This window comes from Leclercia sp. Marseille-Q4284 (assembly GCF_916618945.1).
GTDB classification, from domain to species: Bacteria; Pseudomonadota; Gammaproteobacteria; order Enterobacterales; family Enterobacteriaceae; genus Enterobacter; species Enterobacter tamurae.
Genome location: NZ_CAKAKG010000002.1, coordinates 70,767 through 87,715 on the forward strand (window position 1 = coordinate 70,767; position 16,949 = coordinate 87,715).

Sequence of the window (16,949 nt, forward strand, 5' to 3'; positions counted from 1 at the left end):
ACCCGGCCTACAAAAGCGCGGTCCGTAGGCCCGGTAAGCGTAGCGCCACCGGGCAATACCCACCTTACTCGTCCAGCAGCACCACTTTGCCAACATACGGCAGATGGCGATAACGCTGAGCGTAGTCAATGCCGTAGCCCACCACGAATTCGTCCGGAATCGAGAAGCCAACATACTCCACGGGAACCTGAACTTCACGGCGGGTCGGTTTGTCCAGCAGGGTACAAATCGCCAGCGATTTAGGTCCACGCAGGCTGAGAATTTCGCGCACCTTCGACAGGGTGTTGCCGGAGTCGATGATGTCTTCAACAATCAGAACATCTTTGCCGCGAATGTCTTCATCCAGGTCTTTAAGGATTTTCACATCACGAGTGGTCGACATACCGCTGCCATAGCTGGAGGCGGTCATAAAATCGACTTCATGGGAGACCTGCACTTCGCGGCAGAGATCGGCCATAAACATGAAGGAACCGCGTAACAGACCCACCAGCACCATCTCGCTGCCGCTGTCTTTATAGGCTTCGGTGATCTGACGACCGAGTTCGGCGATACGCGCTTTGATCTCCGCTTCCGGGATCATCACTTCAACAGTATGTTTCATTTTACTAACCGTATGTTTTTAGAACGAATTTCTCAATGCCGATGGATTCGCGTCCGGCATCGCTACATAAGCCCTGAAGTATACCAGCAAATGGATCCTCCTGGCGCATCCGTTCATAAAAGCCAGATTTGTGATTCCGATCACACTTGTTAAGTTCTATAATTAATTGCTATCAAAAAATTAACAAACTTAAAGAGTACTTTTTATGGCGGAAACAAAGGTTCAACACTCACGGTTACTCGTGAGGCTTACAGCGCTGTTCGCAGCCCTGTGCGGGCTCTACCTGTTAATAGGGGGAGTCTGGCTGGTGGCGATTGGCGGCTCCTGGTACTACCCGATTGCTGGCGTAGTGATGTTAGGCGTCACCCTGTTGTTATGGCGCAGTAAACAATCGGCACTGTGGCTTTATGCCGCCCTGCTGCTCGCTACGATGATCTGGGGCGTCTGGGAGGTCGGCTTCGACTTCTGGGCGCTGACCCCACGCAGCGATATTCTGGTCTTCTTCGGTATCTGGCTGATCCTGCCTTTCGTCTGGCGTCGTCTGATCGTGCGCTCCGGCGGGGCGGTTACCGCGCTGGTCGTGGCGCTGCTGATCAGCGGCGGGATCCTGACCTGGGCTGGTTTTAACGATCCGCAGGAAATCAAAGGCACGCTGAATGCCGATTCCACCCCGGCGGCGGCGATCTCCGACGTGGCAGATGGCGACTGGCCTGCCTACGGTCGTAACCAGGAAGGTCAACGTTACTCCCCGCTGAAGCAGATCAACGCGGACAACGTGAAAAACCTGAAAGAAGCCTGGGTATTCCGTACCGGCGATCTCAAGATGCCGAACGATCCGGGCGAGCTGACTAACGAAGTGACGCCGATTAAAGTGGGCAACATGCTCTACCTGTGTACGGCGCACCAGCGTCTGTTCGCGCTGGATGCAGCCACCGGTAAAGAGAAATGGCACTTCGATCCGCAGCTGAAAACCAATAACCAGTTCCAGCACGTAACCTGCCGCGGTGTCTCTTACCACGAAGCCCGTGCTGATAATGCCAGCCCGGAAGTGGTTGCCGACTGTCCGCGCCGCATCATGCTGCCGGTGAACGACGGTCGTCTGATTGCTCTCAACGCGGAAACCGGCAAGCTGTGCGAAACCTTTGCCAACAAAGGCGTGCTGAATCTGCAGACCAACATGCCGGATCAAACCCCGGGTCTGTATGAGCCGACCTCACCGCCGATCATCACCGATAAGACCATCGTGATTGCCGGTTCAGTAACAGATAACTTCTCCACCCGCGAAACCTCCGGTGTGATCCGTGGTTTTGACGTTAACACCGGTAAGCTGCTGTGGGCCTTTGACCCGGGTGCGAAAGATCCAAACGCTATCCCGTCGGATGAGCACACCTTCACCTTCAACTCCCCGAACTCCTGGGCGCCTGCCGCCTATGACGCGAAGCTGGACCTGGTCTACCTGCCGATGGGCGTGACCACGCCAGACATCTGGGGCGGCAACCGCACGCCGGAACAGGAGCGTTATGCCAGCTCCGTGGTGGCACTGAATGCGACCACCGGGAAACTGGCGTGGAGCTATCAGACCGTTCACCACGATCTGTGGGATATGGATATGCCGTCCCAGCCGACGCTGGCTGACATCACCGTTAACGGCCAGACCGTACCGGTGATCTACGCTCCGGCGAAAACCGGTAATATCTTTGTGCTGGATCGTCGTAACGGTCAGCTGGTCGTGCCGGCACCGGAAAAACCGGTTCCGCAGGGCGCAGCAAAAGGCGACTACGTCACCAAAACCCAGCCGTTCTCCGATCTGAGCTTCCGTCCGAAGAAAGACCTCAGCGGGGCAGACATGTGGGGCGCCACTATGTTTGACCAGCTGGTGTGCCGCGTGATGTTCCATCAGCTGCGCTATGAAGGCATCTTCACCCCGCCGTCCGAGCAGGGCACGCTGGTGTTTCCGGGTAACCTGGGGATGTTCGAATGGGGCGGTATCTCCGTGGATCCGAACCGTCAGGTGGCGATTGCTAACCCGATGGCCCTGCCGTTCGTTTCTAAGCTGATCCCACGCGGCCCGGGCAACCCAATGGAGCAGCCGAAAGACGCTCAGGGTACCGGTACTGAATCGGGTATTCAGCCACAGTACGGCGTGCCGTATGGCGTGACCCTGAACCCGTTCCTCTCTCCGTTTGGTCTGCCGTGTAAACAGCCTGCCTGGGGTTACATTTCCGCTCTGGATCTGAAAACCAATCAGGTGGTATGGAAAAAACGTATTGGTACGCCACAGGACAGCATGCCGTTCCCGATGCCGATCCCGGTGCCGTTCAATATGGGTATGCCGATGCTGGGTGGCCCGATCTCCACCGCCGGTAACGTGCTGTTCATTGGTGCGACTGCCGATAACTACCTGCGCGCATATAACATGAGCAACGGTGAGAAACTGTGGCAGGGTCGTCTGCCAGCCGGTGGGCAAGCCACGCCAATGACCTATGAGGTCAATGGTAAGCAGTTTGTGGTGATCTCCGCGGGCGGTCACGGTTCGTTTGGCACGAAGATGGGCGACTATATTGTTGCCTACGCGTTGCCTGACGAGAAATAAAAGCAAAACGGCAACGAAAGTTGCCGTTTTTAGAACTGTAGGCCGGGTAAGGCGTAGCCGCCACCCGGCTTTTTTATACCGTGAAACCGAGCATCATCCCCGTATCTTCATGCTCTAACAGATGGCAGTGCGCCATATAGGCATACTCTTTCGGCGCGTCGTGATCGAACTTCACTAACACCTCACTCACCCCACCCTCAACGCGAACCGTATCTTTCCAGCCCGCGCGATGCACGGCTGGCGCTTTACCGTTTTCCGTCAGGATGCGGAACTGCGTGCCGTGGATATGGAACGGGTGCAGCATCATGTCCCCCTCACCTGAGATCGTCCAGCGCTCATACTGCCCTTTCGCGGCGGCGAACTGCGGCGTGTGCATATCGAAAGCTTTACCGTTGATGCGATTGCCGTTACGGAAATCAAACCCATGCATGCTGTGATCCATCCCGCCCATCTTGCCGTGATCCATCTGGCCATGACCCATCTGGCCATGATCCATGCCCGCCATGGCCTGATGGCCGTACTTTTTCATTAAGGCCTGCATACCCATCATGTCGAGCATCGGATCCATCGACAGCTGCAGTTTGCGCTGGGTCAGCCCCTCCAGTGATGGCAGCGCCGGCAGGGTGGTCAGCGTCTCTGGCAATGTGCCCGATGCGGTCACCAGCAGCGGCTGAATGCGCAAAACCGGCTGCGGCTTATCAAACGGTGCCACCGCCATCCCCATCTGGCTGACCGGCAGGGTCACCAGATCAAATGGCTTGCCGTCGCTGATATCCACCAGCACCTCAAAACGCTCGCCCATCAGCATCGGCAGCTCGGTCACTTTCACCGGCTCGGCCAGCAGACCGCCGTCGCTGGCAACTACGTACAGCGGGCGCTTATCGCTGGCGGCAAAGTTAAGCGAGCGGGCGTTACAGCCGTTGAGCAGGCGCAGGCGCAGCCAGCCTTTCGGGGCATTGTGCTGCGGGTAGATCGCGCCGTTGGTCAGCAGCGTATCGCCAAACCAGCCCACCGCGGCGCTCATCACATCCAGCTGGTAATCAATCTGTCCGTCGGCGGTGAATTTTTTGTCCTGCACGATCACCGGCACATCGTCGATGCCCCACTGCTTAGGCAGGCGCAGCAGGCGGCTTTCATCATCCTCAATCAGTACCAGCCCGGCGAGCCCCATCGCCACCTGATGCCCGGTTTTGCCGTGCTGATGGGGATGGAACCAGCAGGTGGCCGCCCGCTGATCCGGAGTAAAGGTCACTGTCCGCTGGCCACCGGGTTTAATGATGCCGTGCGGGCCACCGTCCACCTCGCCCGGTACCTCCAGACCGTGCCAGTGGACGGTGGTCTCTTCATTAAGGGTATTGTGGATATTGACGGTCAGCGCTTTTCCCTTGCGTAGCTGAATGGCCGGGCCCAGCAGATTGCCGTTGTAGCCCCAGGTGGTGGCGTTGTGCGGTCCAAAGGTGGTTTTGCCCGCCTGCACCACCAGCTTCACCTGATTACGCGCGTCGGGTGTGAGCAAATTGGGGATCGGCAGGACGGGACGCTCGGCTGCAAAAGCGGCGCGGCTCCACAGCGGTAAGGCACTGGCGACACCCAGTGCGGCAGAATATTTTAAAAAATCACGGCGTTGCATGTTCATCTCCTTATTCGCAGCATTCGATGTCATGAGCATAAACCCTCCCCTTGCCGGAAGGTCAAGAAGCGCAGCAATAATAAAGATCGTCGCACCGGCGGGAAGTGTGCTAACGTTGAATTTCCGTGACGTATTGGTAGAAGCAATGAAGACGTTTTTCCGAACAATCCTGTTCAGCACCCTGATGATAAGTTGCGCAAACAGCTATGCGCTGAGTGAAAATGAAGCCGAAGATATGGCGGATTTAACGGCGGTGTTTGTATTTCTGAAAAACGACTGTGGCTACCAGAATTTACCTAACGGTCAGATTCGTCGCGCGCTGGTCTTCTTTGCTCAACAGAACCAGTGGGATCTGAGCAACTACGACAGTTTCGATATGAAAACCCTCGGTGAAGACAGCTACCGCGATCTCAGCGGCATCGGCATTCCCACGGCAAAAAAATGTAAAGCCCTGGCTCGCGACTCGCTGAGCCTGCTCGCCTACGTTAAGTAACTCCCCTCCCGATGCCCGATTGCTGAATTGATGACCGTGCAACCACGGTCATTGTTAGCTATGATGTTTCGCCCGTTTTAACCGGGTGTTAACAAAGGAGGTATCATCCCATGGCCGAAAAGAAAATGTGGCATGAAACGCTGCATGACCAGTTTGGACAGTACTTTGCCATTGATAACGTGCTCTATCATGAGAAAACCGATCATCAGGATCTGATCATTTTCGAAAACGCGGCCTTTGGCCGGGTGATGGCGCTGGATGGCGTGGTGCAGACCACCGAGCGTGATGAATTCATTTATCACGAGATGATGACCCACGTCCCGCTGCTGGCCCACGGCAATGCGAAACATGTGCTGATCATCGGCGGCGGCGACGGCGCCATGCTGCGTGAAGTCTCCCGCCACAAAAATGTTGAAAGCATCACCATGGTCGAGATCGACGCTGGCGTGGTCTCTTTCTGCCGCCAGTATCTGCCCAATCACAATGCCGGAAGTTACGACGATCCGCGCTTTACGTTGGTGATCGACGACGGCGTCAATTTTGTTAACCAGACGACGCAGACTTTCGATGTGATCATCTCCGATTGCACCGATCCGATTGGGCCCGGCGAGAGTCTCTTTACCTCGGCGTTCTATGAAGGCTGCAAACGCTGCCTGAATCCTGGCGGGGTCTTTGTCGCTCAGAACGGCGTCTGCTTCCTGCAGCAGGATGAGGCCATCGACAGCCACCGTAAGCTAAGCCACTACTTTACCGACGTCAGCTTCTACCAGGCGGCGATCCCGACCTATTACGGCGGCGTAATGACCTTTGCCTGGGCGACGGACAATGAAGCCCTGCGTCATCTCTCTACCGGCATCATTCAGGCGCGCTTCCAGCACGCGAATCTGACCTGCCGTTATTACAATCCGGCCGTCCATACCGCAGCCTTTGCCTTACCACAATATTTGCAGGATGCTCTGAGGGGGTGAATGAATTGAAAAAGCTAAAACTGCATGGCTTTAACAACCTGACCAAAAGCCTGAGTTTTTGTATTTACGATATCTGCTATGTCAAAACGGCGGAAGAGCGCGATGGTTATATCGCCTATATCGATGAACTCTATAACGCCAACCGACTGACCGAGATCCTGTCAGAAACCTGTTCCATCATCGGGGCCAATATCCTGAACATCGCCCGTCAGGATTATGAACCTCAGGGCGCCAGCGTCACCATTCTGGTCAGCGAAGAGCCGGTGGATCCGACGCTTATCGACCCTACCGAGCACCCCGGCCCGCTGCCGGAAGCGGTGGTGGCCCATCTTGATAAGAGCCATATCTGCGTCCATACCTACCCGGAGAGTCATCCGGAAGGCGGATTATGTACTTTCCGCGCCGATATTGAGGTGTCGACCTGCGGGGTGATCTCCCCTCTCAATGCGCTGAATTACCTGATTCATCAGCTTGAGTCCGACATCGTGACCATTGATTACCGCGTGCGCGGCTTTACCCGTGATATCAATGGCATGAAACACTTTATCGATCATGAAATTAACTCGATCCAGAGCTTTATGTCTGAGGACATGAAAGCGCTGTACGACATGATGGATGTGAACGTGTATCAGGAAAATATCTTCCATACCAAGATGCTGCTGAAGGAGTTCGACCTGAAGCACTACATGTTCCATACCCGGCCGGAAGATTTAAGCGAAGATGAGCGGAAGGTTATTACTGACCTGCTGTGGAAAGAGATGCGCGAAATTTACTACGGCCGCAACATTACGGCCGTATAAGGTGCGTCCGGAGCAGGGAGGCTCCGGATCTTACTTCTGTTTCATGAAATCACGGTAGGCCGCCACCACCTGCAGAAAATCCTCTACGCCGCACAGCGACAGGCTCTCTTCATCGTAGTAGTTCATCCCCTCTTCCATCTCGTCGCCGGAAAACTCCAGCTGATTGGCGCGAACCATGACCTCTTCGCCGTCCATCCACAGCGTGTATTCATGCCCGGTACGTTGCCAGGATCGTTCACTGCCTTTTACCGTGCGCGCAGCCTGTTCCACTTCATCGAGCAGGCTCAGGTTCTCTTTCACTTCCTCATTGAACCAGTGACCGACCACTTCGTGGCCCATCGACATGCGCACTTTCACCACGCCGGTAATATCACGCAGAAATTCGTAATCCATAGTATTTTCCTCTGCAAAGCCCTTGCAGTAATTATCGCAGCAGCGAGGCAGAAAAAAAGCGGAACGCGTGGAAGGAATGAAAATAAAAAACCCACCGCGGTTGCGATGGGTTTTGTAGGCCCGGTAAGCGTAGCGCCACCGGGCGACTCAGGGTGTTTATACCGCCGTCTGGAAGATAACCCCGTCAGCCTTCTCGGTGTACTGAGAGAGCTGGTCGAAGTTCAGATAGCGATAGGTATCCACCGCGGTCTTATCTACCTGCGCCACAAAGGTCTGGTACTCTTCCGGGGTTGGCAGTTTGCCAATCAGCGCTGCAACCGCCGCCAGCTCCGCAGAGGCCAGGTAGACGTTTGCACCGGTACCTAAACGGTTCGGGAAGTTACGGGTTGAGGTGGAGACCACCGTCGCACCGTCAGCCACGCGCGCCTGGTTACCCATACACAGGGAACAGCCAGGGATTTCGATACGCGCCCCGCTCTTACCAAAGATGCTGTAGTAACCCTCTTCCGTCAGCTGCGCCGCGTCCATACGGGTTGGCGGTGCCACCCACAGACGGGTCGGCAGCTGGCCTTTGTGGGTATCCAGCAGTTTACCGGCAGCGCGGAAGTGACCGATGTTGGTCATGCAGGAGCCGATGAACACTTCGTCAATCTTGTCGCCCTGCACGTCAGAGAGCAGACGCGCGTCGTCCGGATCGTTCGGCGCACACAGGATTGGCTCTTTGATGTCGGCCAGATCGATGTCGATCACTGCCGCGTATTCTGCGTCAGCATCGGCTTCGAGCAGCTGTGGATCCGCCAGCCATTTCTCCATGCCCTGAATACGACGCTCCAGAGTACGACGGTCGCCGTAACCTTCAGCAATCATCCACTTCAGCAGCACGATGTTGGAGGTCAGGTACTCTTCGATTGGTGCCTGGTTCAGCTTGATGGTACAGCCGGCAGCGGAACGCTCAGCGGAGGCATCGGTCAGTTCAAACGCCTGCTCCACTTTCAGATCCGGCAGACCTTCGATCTCGAGGATGCGGCCAGAGAAGATGTTCTTCTTACCTTTCTTCTCAACGGTCAGCAGGCCCTGTTTGATCGCGTACAGCGGGATCGCATGCACGAGGTCACGCAGGGTGATACCCGGCTGCATTTTGCCTTTGAAACGCACCAGAACAGATTCCGGCATGTCCAGCGGCATCACGCCGGTCGCAGCGGCAAAGGCCACCAGACCAGAACCCGCCGGGAAGGAGATCCCAATCGGGAAACGGGTGTGAGAGTCACCACCGGTACCGACGGTATCCGGCAGCAGCATGCGGTTCAGCCAGGAGTGGATTACGCCATCGCCCGGACGCAGAGAGACACCGCCACGGTTCATGATGAAGTCTGGCAGGGTGTGGTGGGTAGTGACGTCAACCGGCTTCGGATAGGCCGCGGTGTGACAGAAGGACTGCATCACCAGGTCAGAGGAGAAGCCCAGGCACGCCAGGTCTTTCAGTTCGTCACGGGTCATAGGACCGGTGGTGTCCTGAGAGCCCACGGAGGTCATCTTCGGCTCGCAGTAGGCACCCGGACGGATACCGGCTACGCCGCAAGCGCGACCAACCATTTTCTGCGCCAGAGAGTAACCACGGTTGCTTTCGGCGACGTCTTTCGCCTGACGGAATACGTCGCTGTGCGGCAGACCCAGCGCTTCACGCGCTTTGGTGGTCAGGCCACGACCGATGATCAGCGGGATACGGCCACCGGCGCGCACTTCGTCGATCAGCACGTCGGTTTTCAGCTCGAAGGTCGCCAGCAGTTCGTTAGTTTCGTGGTTACGCACTTCACCTTTGAACGGGTAGACGTCAATCACGTCGCCCATGTTCAGGTTGTTCACGTCCACTTCAATTGGCAGAGCGCCGGCATCTTCCATGGTGTTGAAGAAGATAGGGGCAATTTTGCCGCCGAGGCACAGACCACCGCCGCGCTTGTTCGGCACATGTGGAATGTCATCGCCCATAAACCACAGCACGGAGTTGGTGGCGGATTTACGGGAAGAACCGGTACCGACCACGTCACCAACGTAAGCCAGCGGGAAACCTTTCTGTTGCAGGGCTTCGATCTGCTTGATCGGGCCGACGGCACCAGGCTGATCCGGCTCAATGCCTTCGCGGGCGTTTTTCAGCATCGCCAGGGCGTGCAGTGGGATATCCGGGCGTGACCAGGCATCCGGCGCCGGAGACAGATCATCGGTGTTGGTTTCGCCGGTCACCTTGAAGACGGTGACGGTCATTTTTTCCGCCAGCGCAGGACGGCTCAGGAACCATTCGGCATCAGCCCAGGCCTGCATAACCTGCTTCGCGTAGCCATTGCCCGCTTTCGCTTTCTCTTCTACGTCGTAGAAGTTGTCGAACATCAGCAGCGTATGGGACAGGGCTTTAGCGGCAATCGGTGCCAGCGTGGCGCTGTCCAGCGCATCAATCAGCGGATGAATGTTATAACCACCCTGCATGGTGCCGAGCAGTTCAATCGCTTTTTCAGGGGTAACCAGTGGGGAGGTTGCTTCGCCTTTGGCAATCGCAGCAAGGAAACCGGCTTTAACGTAGGCGGCTTCATCGACGCCTGGCGGTACACGGTTGATCAACAGATCTAACAGGAATTCTTCTTCGCCTTTTGGCGGATTCTTCAGCAGCTCGACGAGCCCAGCCATCTGGGTAGCATCTAAGGGTTTCGGTACAATCCCCTCGGCGGCACGTTCTGCTACGTGCTTACGGTATTCTTCTAGCACGACGGTTCTCCTCGCTCTCATTGTCATATGCGGCCGGCGTTCTCTTCACGCTCCTGTGAGACAGCAGTTTGTAGGGTAAATGCCCGATACCGCGTCGGGCAGCATAGCAGGATTTTCAGACAGTGTTAATCCGTTTACAAAAAAGCAACATTAAATCGTTTGCTGAATCGTTAAGCATGGTATAGCGGCGAGGCGGGAAGAATTTTGGGCACAAAAAAACCGCTCTAAAGCGGTTATTTTGTTGCCTTGCGGTGGTAGCACACCGGATTGGCAGATTTGCGGCAAACCCCAACGAAAGAGATTTTGCTCCGCAATTCGGCGGTGTGCAAGTGGCTTTTTGAATTTTGCGCAGCGCTTTCCTGTTCTGAATGAAAGCTCATGTAAACGCATTAATTCTCTTCTACGTGGTTCCTTAATGCCCTACTCTTTTCTCCGGCCTGCTTCGCTGGTGTAGCAACCAGTCACCGGGCCCGGGAGCAGTTCCATAACCTACGCGGCAAACTCCAATTTGCCTGGTTCTGCCTTTCCCGGTGAAGAATGAACCCGCGTAGCCTGCAAAGGAACGCTCGCAATGGAGATGCGATTCTATACGCTGATCATTGTGATCGGTTTACTGCTGACGGCACTGCACGGTGGCTGGAGCATATCCGACATCACAGTGCTGTTTGTCATTAACCTCGGCAACTAGCTGCTGGCCGCTCGCAAGAGCGGCCATTTGAAACCCCAACGGATTTTGCGTCATCGGATATAATCTGTGTAATAAATGCTCACACTCTTTCTCCGGCCGGTCGGCACGGTTCCCTGTTTAAGTCAAAAAAGTAATACCCGGGTGCATATACTCGCGGCAACGTAAACGCCTTACGGCCTCGCTCTCGTCGGAGTCTTACTATGAAGTTGCCCCTTAAGCCACATCTGATTGCTCTCCTGTGTAGCGCCGGGCTGTTAGCCGCATCTGGCGTTGTCTACGTGAATAGCCGCGCACCGGAAACCATCACTCAGCCTCCGCCAACCTTGCAGCCCGCTCCGGTAACTCAAACCGCCCCGGTGGCTGTGCCCCAGCTGCCGGTGGCCTACACCGCAGCGCAAATCGATCAGTGGGTCGCTCCGATTGCCCTTTACCCGGACGCACTGCTGTCGCAAGTGTTGATGGCCGCCACCTATCCGGCAAACGTGATTCAGGCAGCCCAGTGGTCGCGGGACAATCCGAAGATACAGGGAGATGCGGCGGTTCAGGCGGTCGCGGGGCAGCCCTGGGATCCGAGCGTAAAATCGCTGGTCGCCTTCCCGCAGCTGATGTCGCTGATGGGGGAAAACCCGCCGTGGGTGCAGAATCTCGGGGATGCGTTTCTCGCCCAGCCGAAGGATGTGATGGACTCCGTCCAGCGCTTGCGCCTGCTGGCGCAGCAAACCGGCGCGCTGCAGTCTACGCCGCAGCAGACGGTGACCACGGTGGCGAAAACCGAACCGCCAAAAGCCTCGACTTCAACCTCAACATCAGCTCCTGCCCCAACGGTGATCAAAATTGAATCCGCCGATCCGCAGGTGGTGTATGTCCCAACCTATAACCCCAGCACGGTTTATGGTACCTGGCCTAACACCAGTTATCCGCCGGTCTATCTGCCGCCGCCTCCGGGGGAGCAGTTCACCGACAGCCTGGTGAAAGGGCTGGGCTTCAGTCTCGGGGTGGCCACAACCTATGCCATCTTCAGCAATATCGACTGGGATGACGATGATGACTGGGATCATGACCATCATAACGGGGCTCACCACGGCGGCTATTCGCGTAACGGTGATAACAACATCAATATCAACGTGGATAACTTCAATAAGATCAGCGGTGAACGACTGGATGCTAACCGCGGCTGGCAGCATAATCCGGCGTATCGCGGGGGCGTACCCTACGCCACCAGCCAGTTAAATACCCGCTACCCGCAGAACAACACCGCGGTGCGCCGGACCGCTAACACCAGCCCCACAACGCCGCCAGGGACCGTCAACCGCGACGCCCAGCGCCAGGCGGCAAGCCAGCAGTTGAACCAGCTCTCCCAGCGCAATAACTACCGGGGATACGACAACGAGCGCCCGAAAGCCACCAAACGGGAAAATAACGCCCAACGCAGCGCGACCCGTCAGGAAACTGCCCGTAAGGCACAACCGCAGCAGCGCACTGAGCAGACCCGGCAGCGCACCACGCAAACGCATCAGCGGGCCAACGCCCTCAGCGGCAACGACAGCCGCTCGGCCAGCTGGCAGGCCCAACAGCAGCGTGGGATGCAGAGCCGTCAGCAGTCGGCCCGTACCCCGGAACAGCGCAGCGGTGGCAGAGCCCAGATGTCTGAACGCCGGGGCGGCGGTGAACACCGTGAATTTCGTCATCGTTAAGGGAGAGGACAATGAAAAGTAAATTACTCAGCGGAATGATGTTGTTCATGGTATCGACCGGCGTCTTTGCCCAACAACATTTCAGCACGCCCGAACAGGCGACCGATGCGCTGGCGAAAGCCATCAACGAGCAGAACGACAAGGAACTGGTCAACCTGCTCGGCGAAGACTGGCGCACCTTCTTACCGGCCGACGGCGTTGACCCGGAAGCGGTGGATCGTTTTAAGCGTGACTGGCAGGTGAACCATCATACGGTGATCGACGGCGACATGGCCTGGCTCACCGTGGGGGAGTACCACTGGCAGCTGCCGATCCCGGTGGTGAAACGCGCCGAGGGGTGGCAGTTCGACATGCAGGAGGCCAAAGAGGAGATCCTCAACCGTGAAGTGGGTCGCAACGAGCTGGCCGCCATCGAGGCGCTGCACGCCTACGTCGATGCGCAGGAGAGCTATTACGCCCTCACCAGCCAGTATGCGCAGAAAATTGTCAGCAGCGAGGGTAAAAAAGATGGTCTCTACTGGCCGGTGAAACCCGGTGAAGCCCCCAGCCCGCTCGGCCCGGCCTTCAGCCCGAAAGAGCCGGGTCAGGGCTACCACGGCTACCACTTCCGCATCCTGCCGGACAGCAAATCAGGCTTTGCGATGATTGCCTGGCCAGTGAGTTACGGTGAAACCGGGGTGATGAGCTTTATGATCAACGGGGATGACCGGGTGTGGCAGGCCAATCTGGGTGAGGCGTCGGCGGAAGAAGCCAAAGCGCTGGCGGCGTTTAACCCGGGCGATCGCTGGCAACTTGTGGCGCAGTAGGGTTTTGCAGGATAAAAAAAAGCGGCTCATGAGCCGCTTTTTTATTGCCGGAAGAAAATTACTTCTTCTTCGCTTTCGCGTTTGGCAGGTCGGTGATGCTGCCTTCAAACACTTCTGCCGCCAGGCCAACAGACTCGTGCAGAGTCGGGTGAGCGTGGATGGTCAGCGCGATGTCTTCAGCGTCACAGCCCATTTCGATCGCCAGACCGATCTCACCCAGCAGCTCGCCGCCGTTGGTGCCGACAATCGCACCACCGATCACACGGTGAGTCTCTTTGTCGAAGATCAGTTTGGTTACGCCATCTGCGCAATCAGAAGCGATAGCACGGCCAGAAGCAGCCCACGGGAAGGTGGCGGTTTCGTAGCTAATGCCTTTCTCTTTCGCTTCTTTCTCGGTCAGACCAACCCAGGCAACTTCTGGCTCAGTGTAGGCGATAGATGGGATTACTTTCGGATCGAAGTAGTGCTTCATGCCGGCGATAACTTCTGCGGCAACGTGACCTTCGTGAACACCTTTGTGTGCCAGCATTGGCTGACCGACGATATCGCCGATAGCAAAGATGTGCGGCACGTTGGTGCGCAGCTGCTTGTCAACGCGGATGAAGCCACGGTCGTCAACTTCCACGCCCGCTGCACCTGCATTGAGGTTTTTACCGTTCGGCACACGGCCGATCGCCACCAGCACGGCGTCGTAACGCTGCGCTTCTGCAGGGGCTTTTTTGCCTTCCATGGAAACGTAAATACCGTCTTCTTTCGCTTCAACGGCAGTCACTTTGGTTTCCAGCATCAGGTTGAACTTCTTGCTGATGCGTTTGGTGAAGACTTTAACGATGTCTTTGTCCGCAGCCGGGATAACCTGGTCGAACATTTCAACCACGTCAATCTCTGAACCCAGCGCATGGTACACGGTGCCCATTTCCAGACCGATGATACCGCCACCCATAACCAGCAGGCGTTTTGGTACTTCTTTCAGTTCCAGCGCATCGGTGGAGTCCCATACGCGTGGATCTTCATGAGGAATGAACGGCAGTTCGATCGGACGGGAGCCCGCCGCGATGATCGCGTTGTCGAAGTTGATCACGGTTTTGCCGTTTTCGCCTTCCACTTCCAGGGTATTTGCCCCGGTAAATTTACCCAGACCGTTGACCACTTTCACTTTACGGCCTTTGGCCATACCAGCCAGACCACCGGTCAGTTGAGTGATAACTTTCTCTTTCCAGGTACGAATCTTGTCGATATCGGTTTTCGGCTCGCCGAAGACGATACCGTGATCGGCCAGCGCTTTGGCTTCTTCGATAACTTTTGCAACGTGCAGCAGCGCTTTAGAAGGGATACAGCCGACGTTCAGACAAACACCACCGAGGGTGTTGTAACGTTCTACGATGACGGTTTCCAGACCTAAATCCGCGGCACGGAATGCTGCGGAATAACCTGCCGGGCCTGCCCCAAGTACTACGACCTGAGTTTTGATTTCTGTGCTCATCATGACCTCTTAATTTATACCCGTCGTCCACCGGGTCGTTCTATCCGCTCGTATTTTACAAAATTGTTAACAATTTTGAAACAACAAACGGCTCACGAATTTTTGCTTTCGCCAGTAAGCTCACCAACTGCATGAGATTACCAGAAAAAAGCCGGCCGTCAGGCCGGCTTTTCGATTACATCACCAGGCGGCGAATGTCGCTCAGGGTGTTGTTGATGATGGTAATGAAGCGGGCACCATCAGCACCGTCAATCACGCGGTGGTCGAAGGAGAGAGAAATCGGCATCATCAGACGCGGCATAAACTCTTTCCCGTTCCACACTGGCTCCATCGCAGACTTGGAGACACCGAGGATCGCCACTTCCGGCGCGTTAACAATCGGCGCGAAGTGGGTAGTACCCAGGCCGCCGATGCTGGAGATGGTGAAGCAACCGCCCTGCATTTCGCCAGCAGTCAGCTTACCATCACGCGCTTTCTTGGAGATCACGGTCAGTTCGCGGGACAGCTCAGTAATGCTCTTCTTGTTCACGTCTTTGAAGACCGGAACAACCAGACCATTTGGCGTATCAACCGCAACACCGATGTTGATGTATTTCTTCAGCGTCAGCTTCTGACCATCTTCGGACAGGGAGCTGTTGAAACGTGGCATCTGCTCCAGAGCAGCGGCAACGGCTTTCATGATGAAGACAACCGGGGTGAATTTCACGTCCAGTTTACGCTTCTCAGCTTCGGCGTTCTGCTGTTTACGGAACGCTTCCAGATCGGTGATATCAGTTTTGTCGAAGTGGGTAACGTGCGGGATCATCACCCAGTTACGGCTCAGGTTAGCACCAGAGATCTTCTGGATACGGCCCAGTTCCACTTCTTCGATTTCACCAAACTTGCTGAAGTCGACTTTCGGCCATGGCAGCATGCCCGGGATACCGCCACCGGTGGCAGCAGCAGGTGCCGCTTCAGCACGCTTAACCGCGTCTTTCACGTAAGCCTGAACGTCTTCGCGCAGGATACGGCCTTTACGACCGGTGCCTTTCACTTTGGCCAGGTTCACACCGAATTCGCGCGCCAGGCGACGAATCAGCGGAGTAGCGTGAACGTAAGCGTCATTTTCAGCGAACTCAGATTTGCCTTCTGCTTTCGCAGCAGGGGCAGCGGCAGGTTTAGCTGCCTGAGCCGGTGCAGCAGCAGGCGCAGCGCCTTCCACTTCGAAGACCATGATCAGAGAGCCGGTAGACACTTTGTCGCCGGTGCTGATTTTGATCTCTTTAACGGTACCGGCGAACGGTGCAGGGACTTCCATAGAAGCCTTGTCGCCTTCAACGGTGATCAGTGACTGTTCAGCAGCAACTTTGTCGCCCACTTTAACCATCACTTCAGTCACTTCAACTTCGTCGCCACCGATGTCCGGGACGTTAACGTCTTTCGCACCGCCAGCCGCAGCTGGAGCAGCAGCCTGTGCCGGAGCAGCAGCCTGAGCTGGCGCGGCAGCAGGTGCTGCACCTGCCACTTCGAAGACCATGATCAGGGAGCCGGTAGACACTTTGTCACCGGTGTTGATCTTGATCTCTTTAACGGTACCTGCGAACGGCGCCGGGACTTCCATAGAGGCTTTGTCGCCTTCTACGGTGATCAGCGACTGTTCAGCGGCAACGGTGTCGCCCACTTTGACCAGGATCTCGGTAACTTCAACTTCGTCACCGCCGATGTCAGGCACGTTCACTTCTTTCGCTGCCGCGGCAGCTGCTGGAGCAGCGGCGGCCGGAGCGGCTTCTTTCTTCTCTTCCTGCGCAGGTGCAGCAGCTGCTGCACCGTCGGCGGAATCGAAAATCATGATCAGTTTGCCAGTCTCGGTTTTATCGCCAACAGAGACTTTGATCTCTTTAACGATGCCAGCCTGAGGAGACGGGACTTCCATAGAGGCTTTGTCGCCTTCTACGGTGATCAGCGACTGTTCAGCTTCAACTTTGTCGCCCACTTTGACCAGGATCTCGGTGATTTCAACTTCATCAGCCCCGATGTCCGGTACATTGATTTCGATAGCCATTATTC

At 56.2% G+C, this 16,949-nt stretch carries 12 protein-coding genes; 6 read left to right on the forward strand and 6 right to left on the reverse strand.

Annotation, left to right across the window (positions count from 1 at the left end):
• Positions 1-64 precede the first annotated feature (64 nt).
• Complete coding sequence (gene hpt / locus LG383_RS15130; protein WP_106994270.1) at positions 65-601, reverse strand: hypoxanthine phosphoribosyltransferase; 537 nt, start codon at positions 599-601, stop codon at positions 65-67.
• A gap of 205 nt (positions 602-806) precedes the next feature.
• Here hpt and LG383_RS15135 point away from each other — a divergent pair, with 205 nt between their 5' ends.
• The gene (locus LG383_RS15135) at positions 807-3,194 is read left to right on the forward strand and encodes a glucose/quinate/shikimate family membrane-bound PQQ-dependent dehydrogenase (protein WP_225759564.1); all 2,388 of its coding nucleotides are present in this window, start codon (positions 807-809) and stop codon (positions 3,192-3,194) included.
• 73 nt (positions 3,195-3,267) lie between these two features.
• Here the strand turns inward: LG383_RS15135 and cueO are convergent, their stop codons facing one another.
• Positions 3,268-4,824 (reverse strand): multicopper oxidase CueO, encoded by a 1,557-nt coding sequence (gene cueO / locus LG383_RS15140; protein WP_225759565.1) that lies wholly within the window; start codon positions 4,822-4,824, stop codon positions 3,268-3,270.
• Positions 4,825-4,969: 145 nt separating this feature from the next.
• Here cueO and LG383_RS15145 point away from each other — a divergent pair, with 145 nt between their 5' ends.
• The 3 genes from LG383_RS15145 to speD all read left to right on the forward strand — a co-directional run bounded on the left by LG383_RS15145 (position 4,970) and on the right by speD (position 7,085).
• Positions 4,970-5,317: a YacC family pilotin-like protein gene (locus LG383_RS15145; RefSeq protein ID WP_103178301.1), complete on the forward strand. Its 348-nt coding sequence runs from the start codon at positions 4,970-4,972 to the stop codon at positions 5,315-5,317.
• Between the two features lie 110 nt (positions 5,318-5,427).
• Positions 5,428-6,285: a polyamine aminopropyltransferase gene (speE, locus tag LG383_RS15150; RefSeq protein WP_166181613.1), complete on the forward strand. Its 858-nt coding sequence runs from the start codon at positions 5,428-5,430 to the stop codon at positions 6,283-6,285.
• A 5-nt stretch (positions 6,286-6,290) separates the two neighbouring features.
• Positions 6,291-7,085: an adenosylmethionine decarboxylase gene (gene speD, locus LG383_RS15155; protein ID WP_106994329.1), complete on the forward strand. Its 795-nt coding sequence runs from the start codon at positions 6,291-6,293 to the stop codon at positions 7,083-7,085.
• Between the two features lie 30 nt (positions 7,086-7,115).
• On the opposite strand, the gene yacL is transcribed toward speD, so the two are convergent.
• Together yacL and acnB are read right to left on the reverse strand one after the other, a co-directional pair.
• On the reverse strand, positions 7,116-7,478 hold the full coding sequence (yacL, locus tag LG383_RS15160) for a protein YacL (protein ID WP_106994266.1): 363 nt from the start codon (positions 7,476-7,478) through the stop codon (positions 7,116-7,118).
• Between the two features lie 156 nt (positions 7,479-7,634).
• Positions 7,635-10,232 carry a bifunctional aconitate hydratase 2/2-methylisocitrate dehydratase gene (acnB, locus tag LG383_RS15165; protein ID WP_225759566.1) on the reverse strand — a complete coding sequence of 866 codons (2,598 nt, stop codon included), beginning with the start codon at positions 10,230-10,232 and terminating at the stop codon, positions 7,635-7,637.
• Positions 10,233-11,120: 888 nt separating this feature from the next.
• On the opposite strand from acnB, the gene LG383_RS15170 reads away from it, so the two are divergent.
• Both LG383_RS15170 and LG383_RS15175 read left to right on the forward strand, forming a co-directional pair.
• Complete coding sequence (locus LG383_RS15170; RefSeq protein WP_225759567.1) at positions 11,121-12,614, forward strand: DUF3300 domain-containing protein; 1,494 nt, start codon at positions 11,121-11,123, stop codon at positions 12,612-12,614.
• An 11-nt stretch (positions 12,615-12,625) separates the two neighbouring features.
• Complete coding sequence (locus tag LG383_RS15175) at positions 12,626-13,420, forward strand: DUF2950 family protein (protein ID WP_225759568.1); 795 nt, start codon at positions 12,626-12,628, stop codon at positions 13,418-13,420.
• A 58-nt stretch (positions 13,421-13,478) separates the two neighbouring features.
• Here LG383_RS15175 and lpdA read toward each other — a convergent pair whose 3' ends face one another.
• A complete protein-coding gene (lpdA, locus tag LG383_RS15180) occupies positions 13,479-14,903 on the reverse strand; it encodes a dihydrolipoyl dehydrogenase (RefSeq protein WP_106994262.1) in 1,425 nt (474 codons plus the stop codon).
• 175 nt (positions 14,904-15,078) lie between these two features.
• A complete protein-coding gene (gene aceF / locus LG383_RS15185) occupies positions 15,079-16,944 on the reverse strand; it encodes a pyruvate dehydrogenase complex dihydrolipoyllysine-residue acetyltransferase (protein ID WP_225759569.1) in 1,866 nt (621 codons plus the stop codon).
• Positions 16,945-16,949 lie beyond the last annotated feature (5 nt).

Bases quoted from the DNA above. Each gene is read 5' to 3' on its own strand.
- LG383_RS15175 (WP_225759568.1), top strand. From the start codon at position 12,626: ATGAAAAGTAAATTACTCAGCGGAATGATGTTGTTCATGGTATCGACC.
- cueO (WP_225759565.1), bottom strand. From the start codon at position 4,824: ATGCAACGCCGTGATTTTTTAAAATATTCTGCCGCACTGGGTGTCGCC.
- aceF (WP_225759569.1), bottom strand. From the start codon at position 16,944: ATGGCTATCGAAATCAATGTACCGGACATCGGGGCTGATGAAGTTGAA.
- LG383_RS15170 (WP_225759567.1), top strand. From the start codon at position 11,121: ATGAAGTTGCCCCTTAAGCCACATCTGATTGCTCTCCTGTGTAGCGCC.
- speE (WP_166181613.1), top strand. From the start codon at position 5,428: ATGGCCGAAAAGAAAATGTGGCATGAAACGCTGCATGACCAGTTTGGA.
- LG383_RS15135 (WP_225759564.1), top strand. From the start codon at position 807: ATGGCGGAAACAAAGGTTCAACACTCACGGTTACTCGTGAGGCTTACA.
- LG383_RS15145 (WP_103178301.1), top strand. From the start codon at position 4,970: ATGAAGACGTTTTTCCGAACAATCCTGTTCAGCACCCTGATGATAAGT.
- lpdA (WP_106994262.1), bottom strand. From the start codon at position 14,903: ATGAGCACAGAAATCAAAACTCAGGTCGTAGTACTTGGGGCAGGCCCG.
- hpt (WP_106994270.1), bottom strand. From the start codon at position 601: ATGAAACATACTGTTGAAGTGATGATCCCGGAAGCGGAGATCAAAGCG.
- yacL (WP_106994266.1), bottom strand. From the start codon at position 7,478: ATGGATTACGAATTTCTGCGTGATATTACCGGCGTGGTGAAAGTGCGC.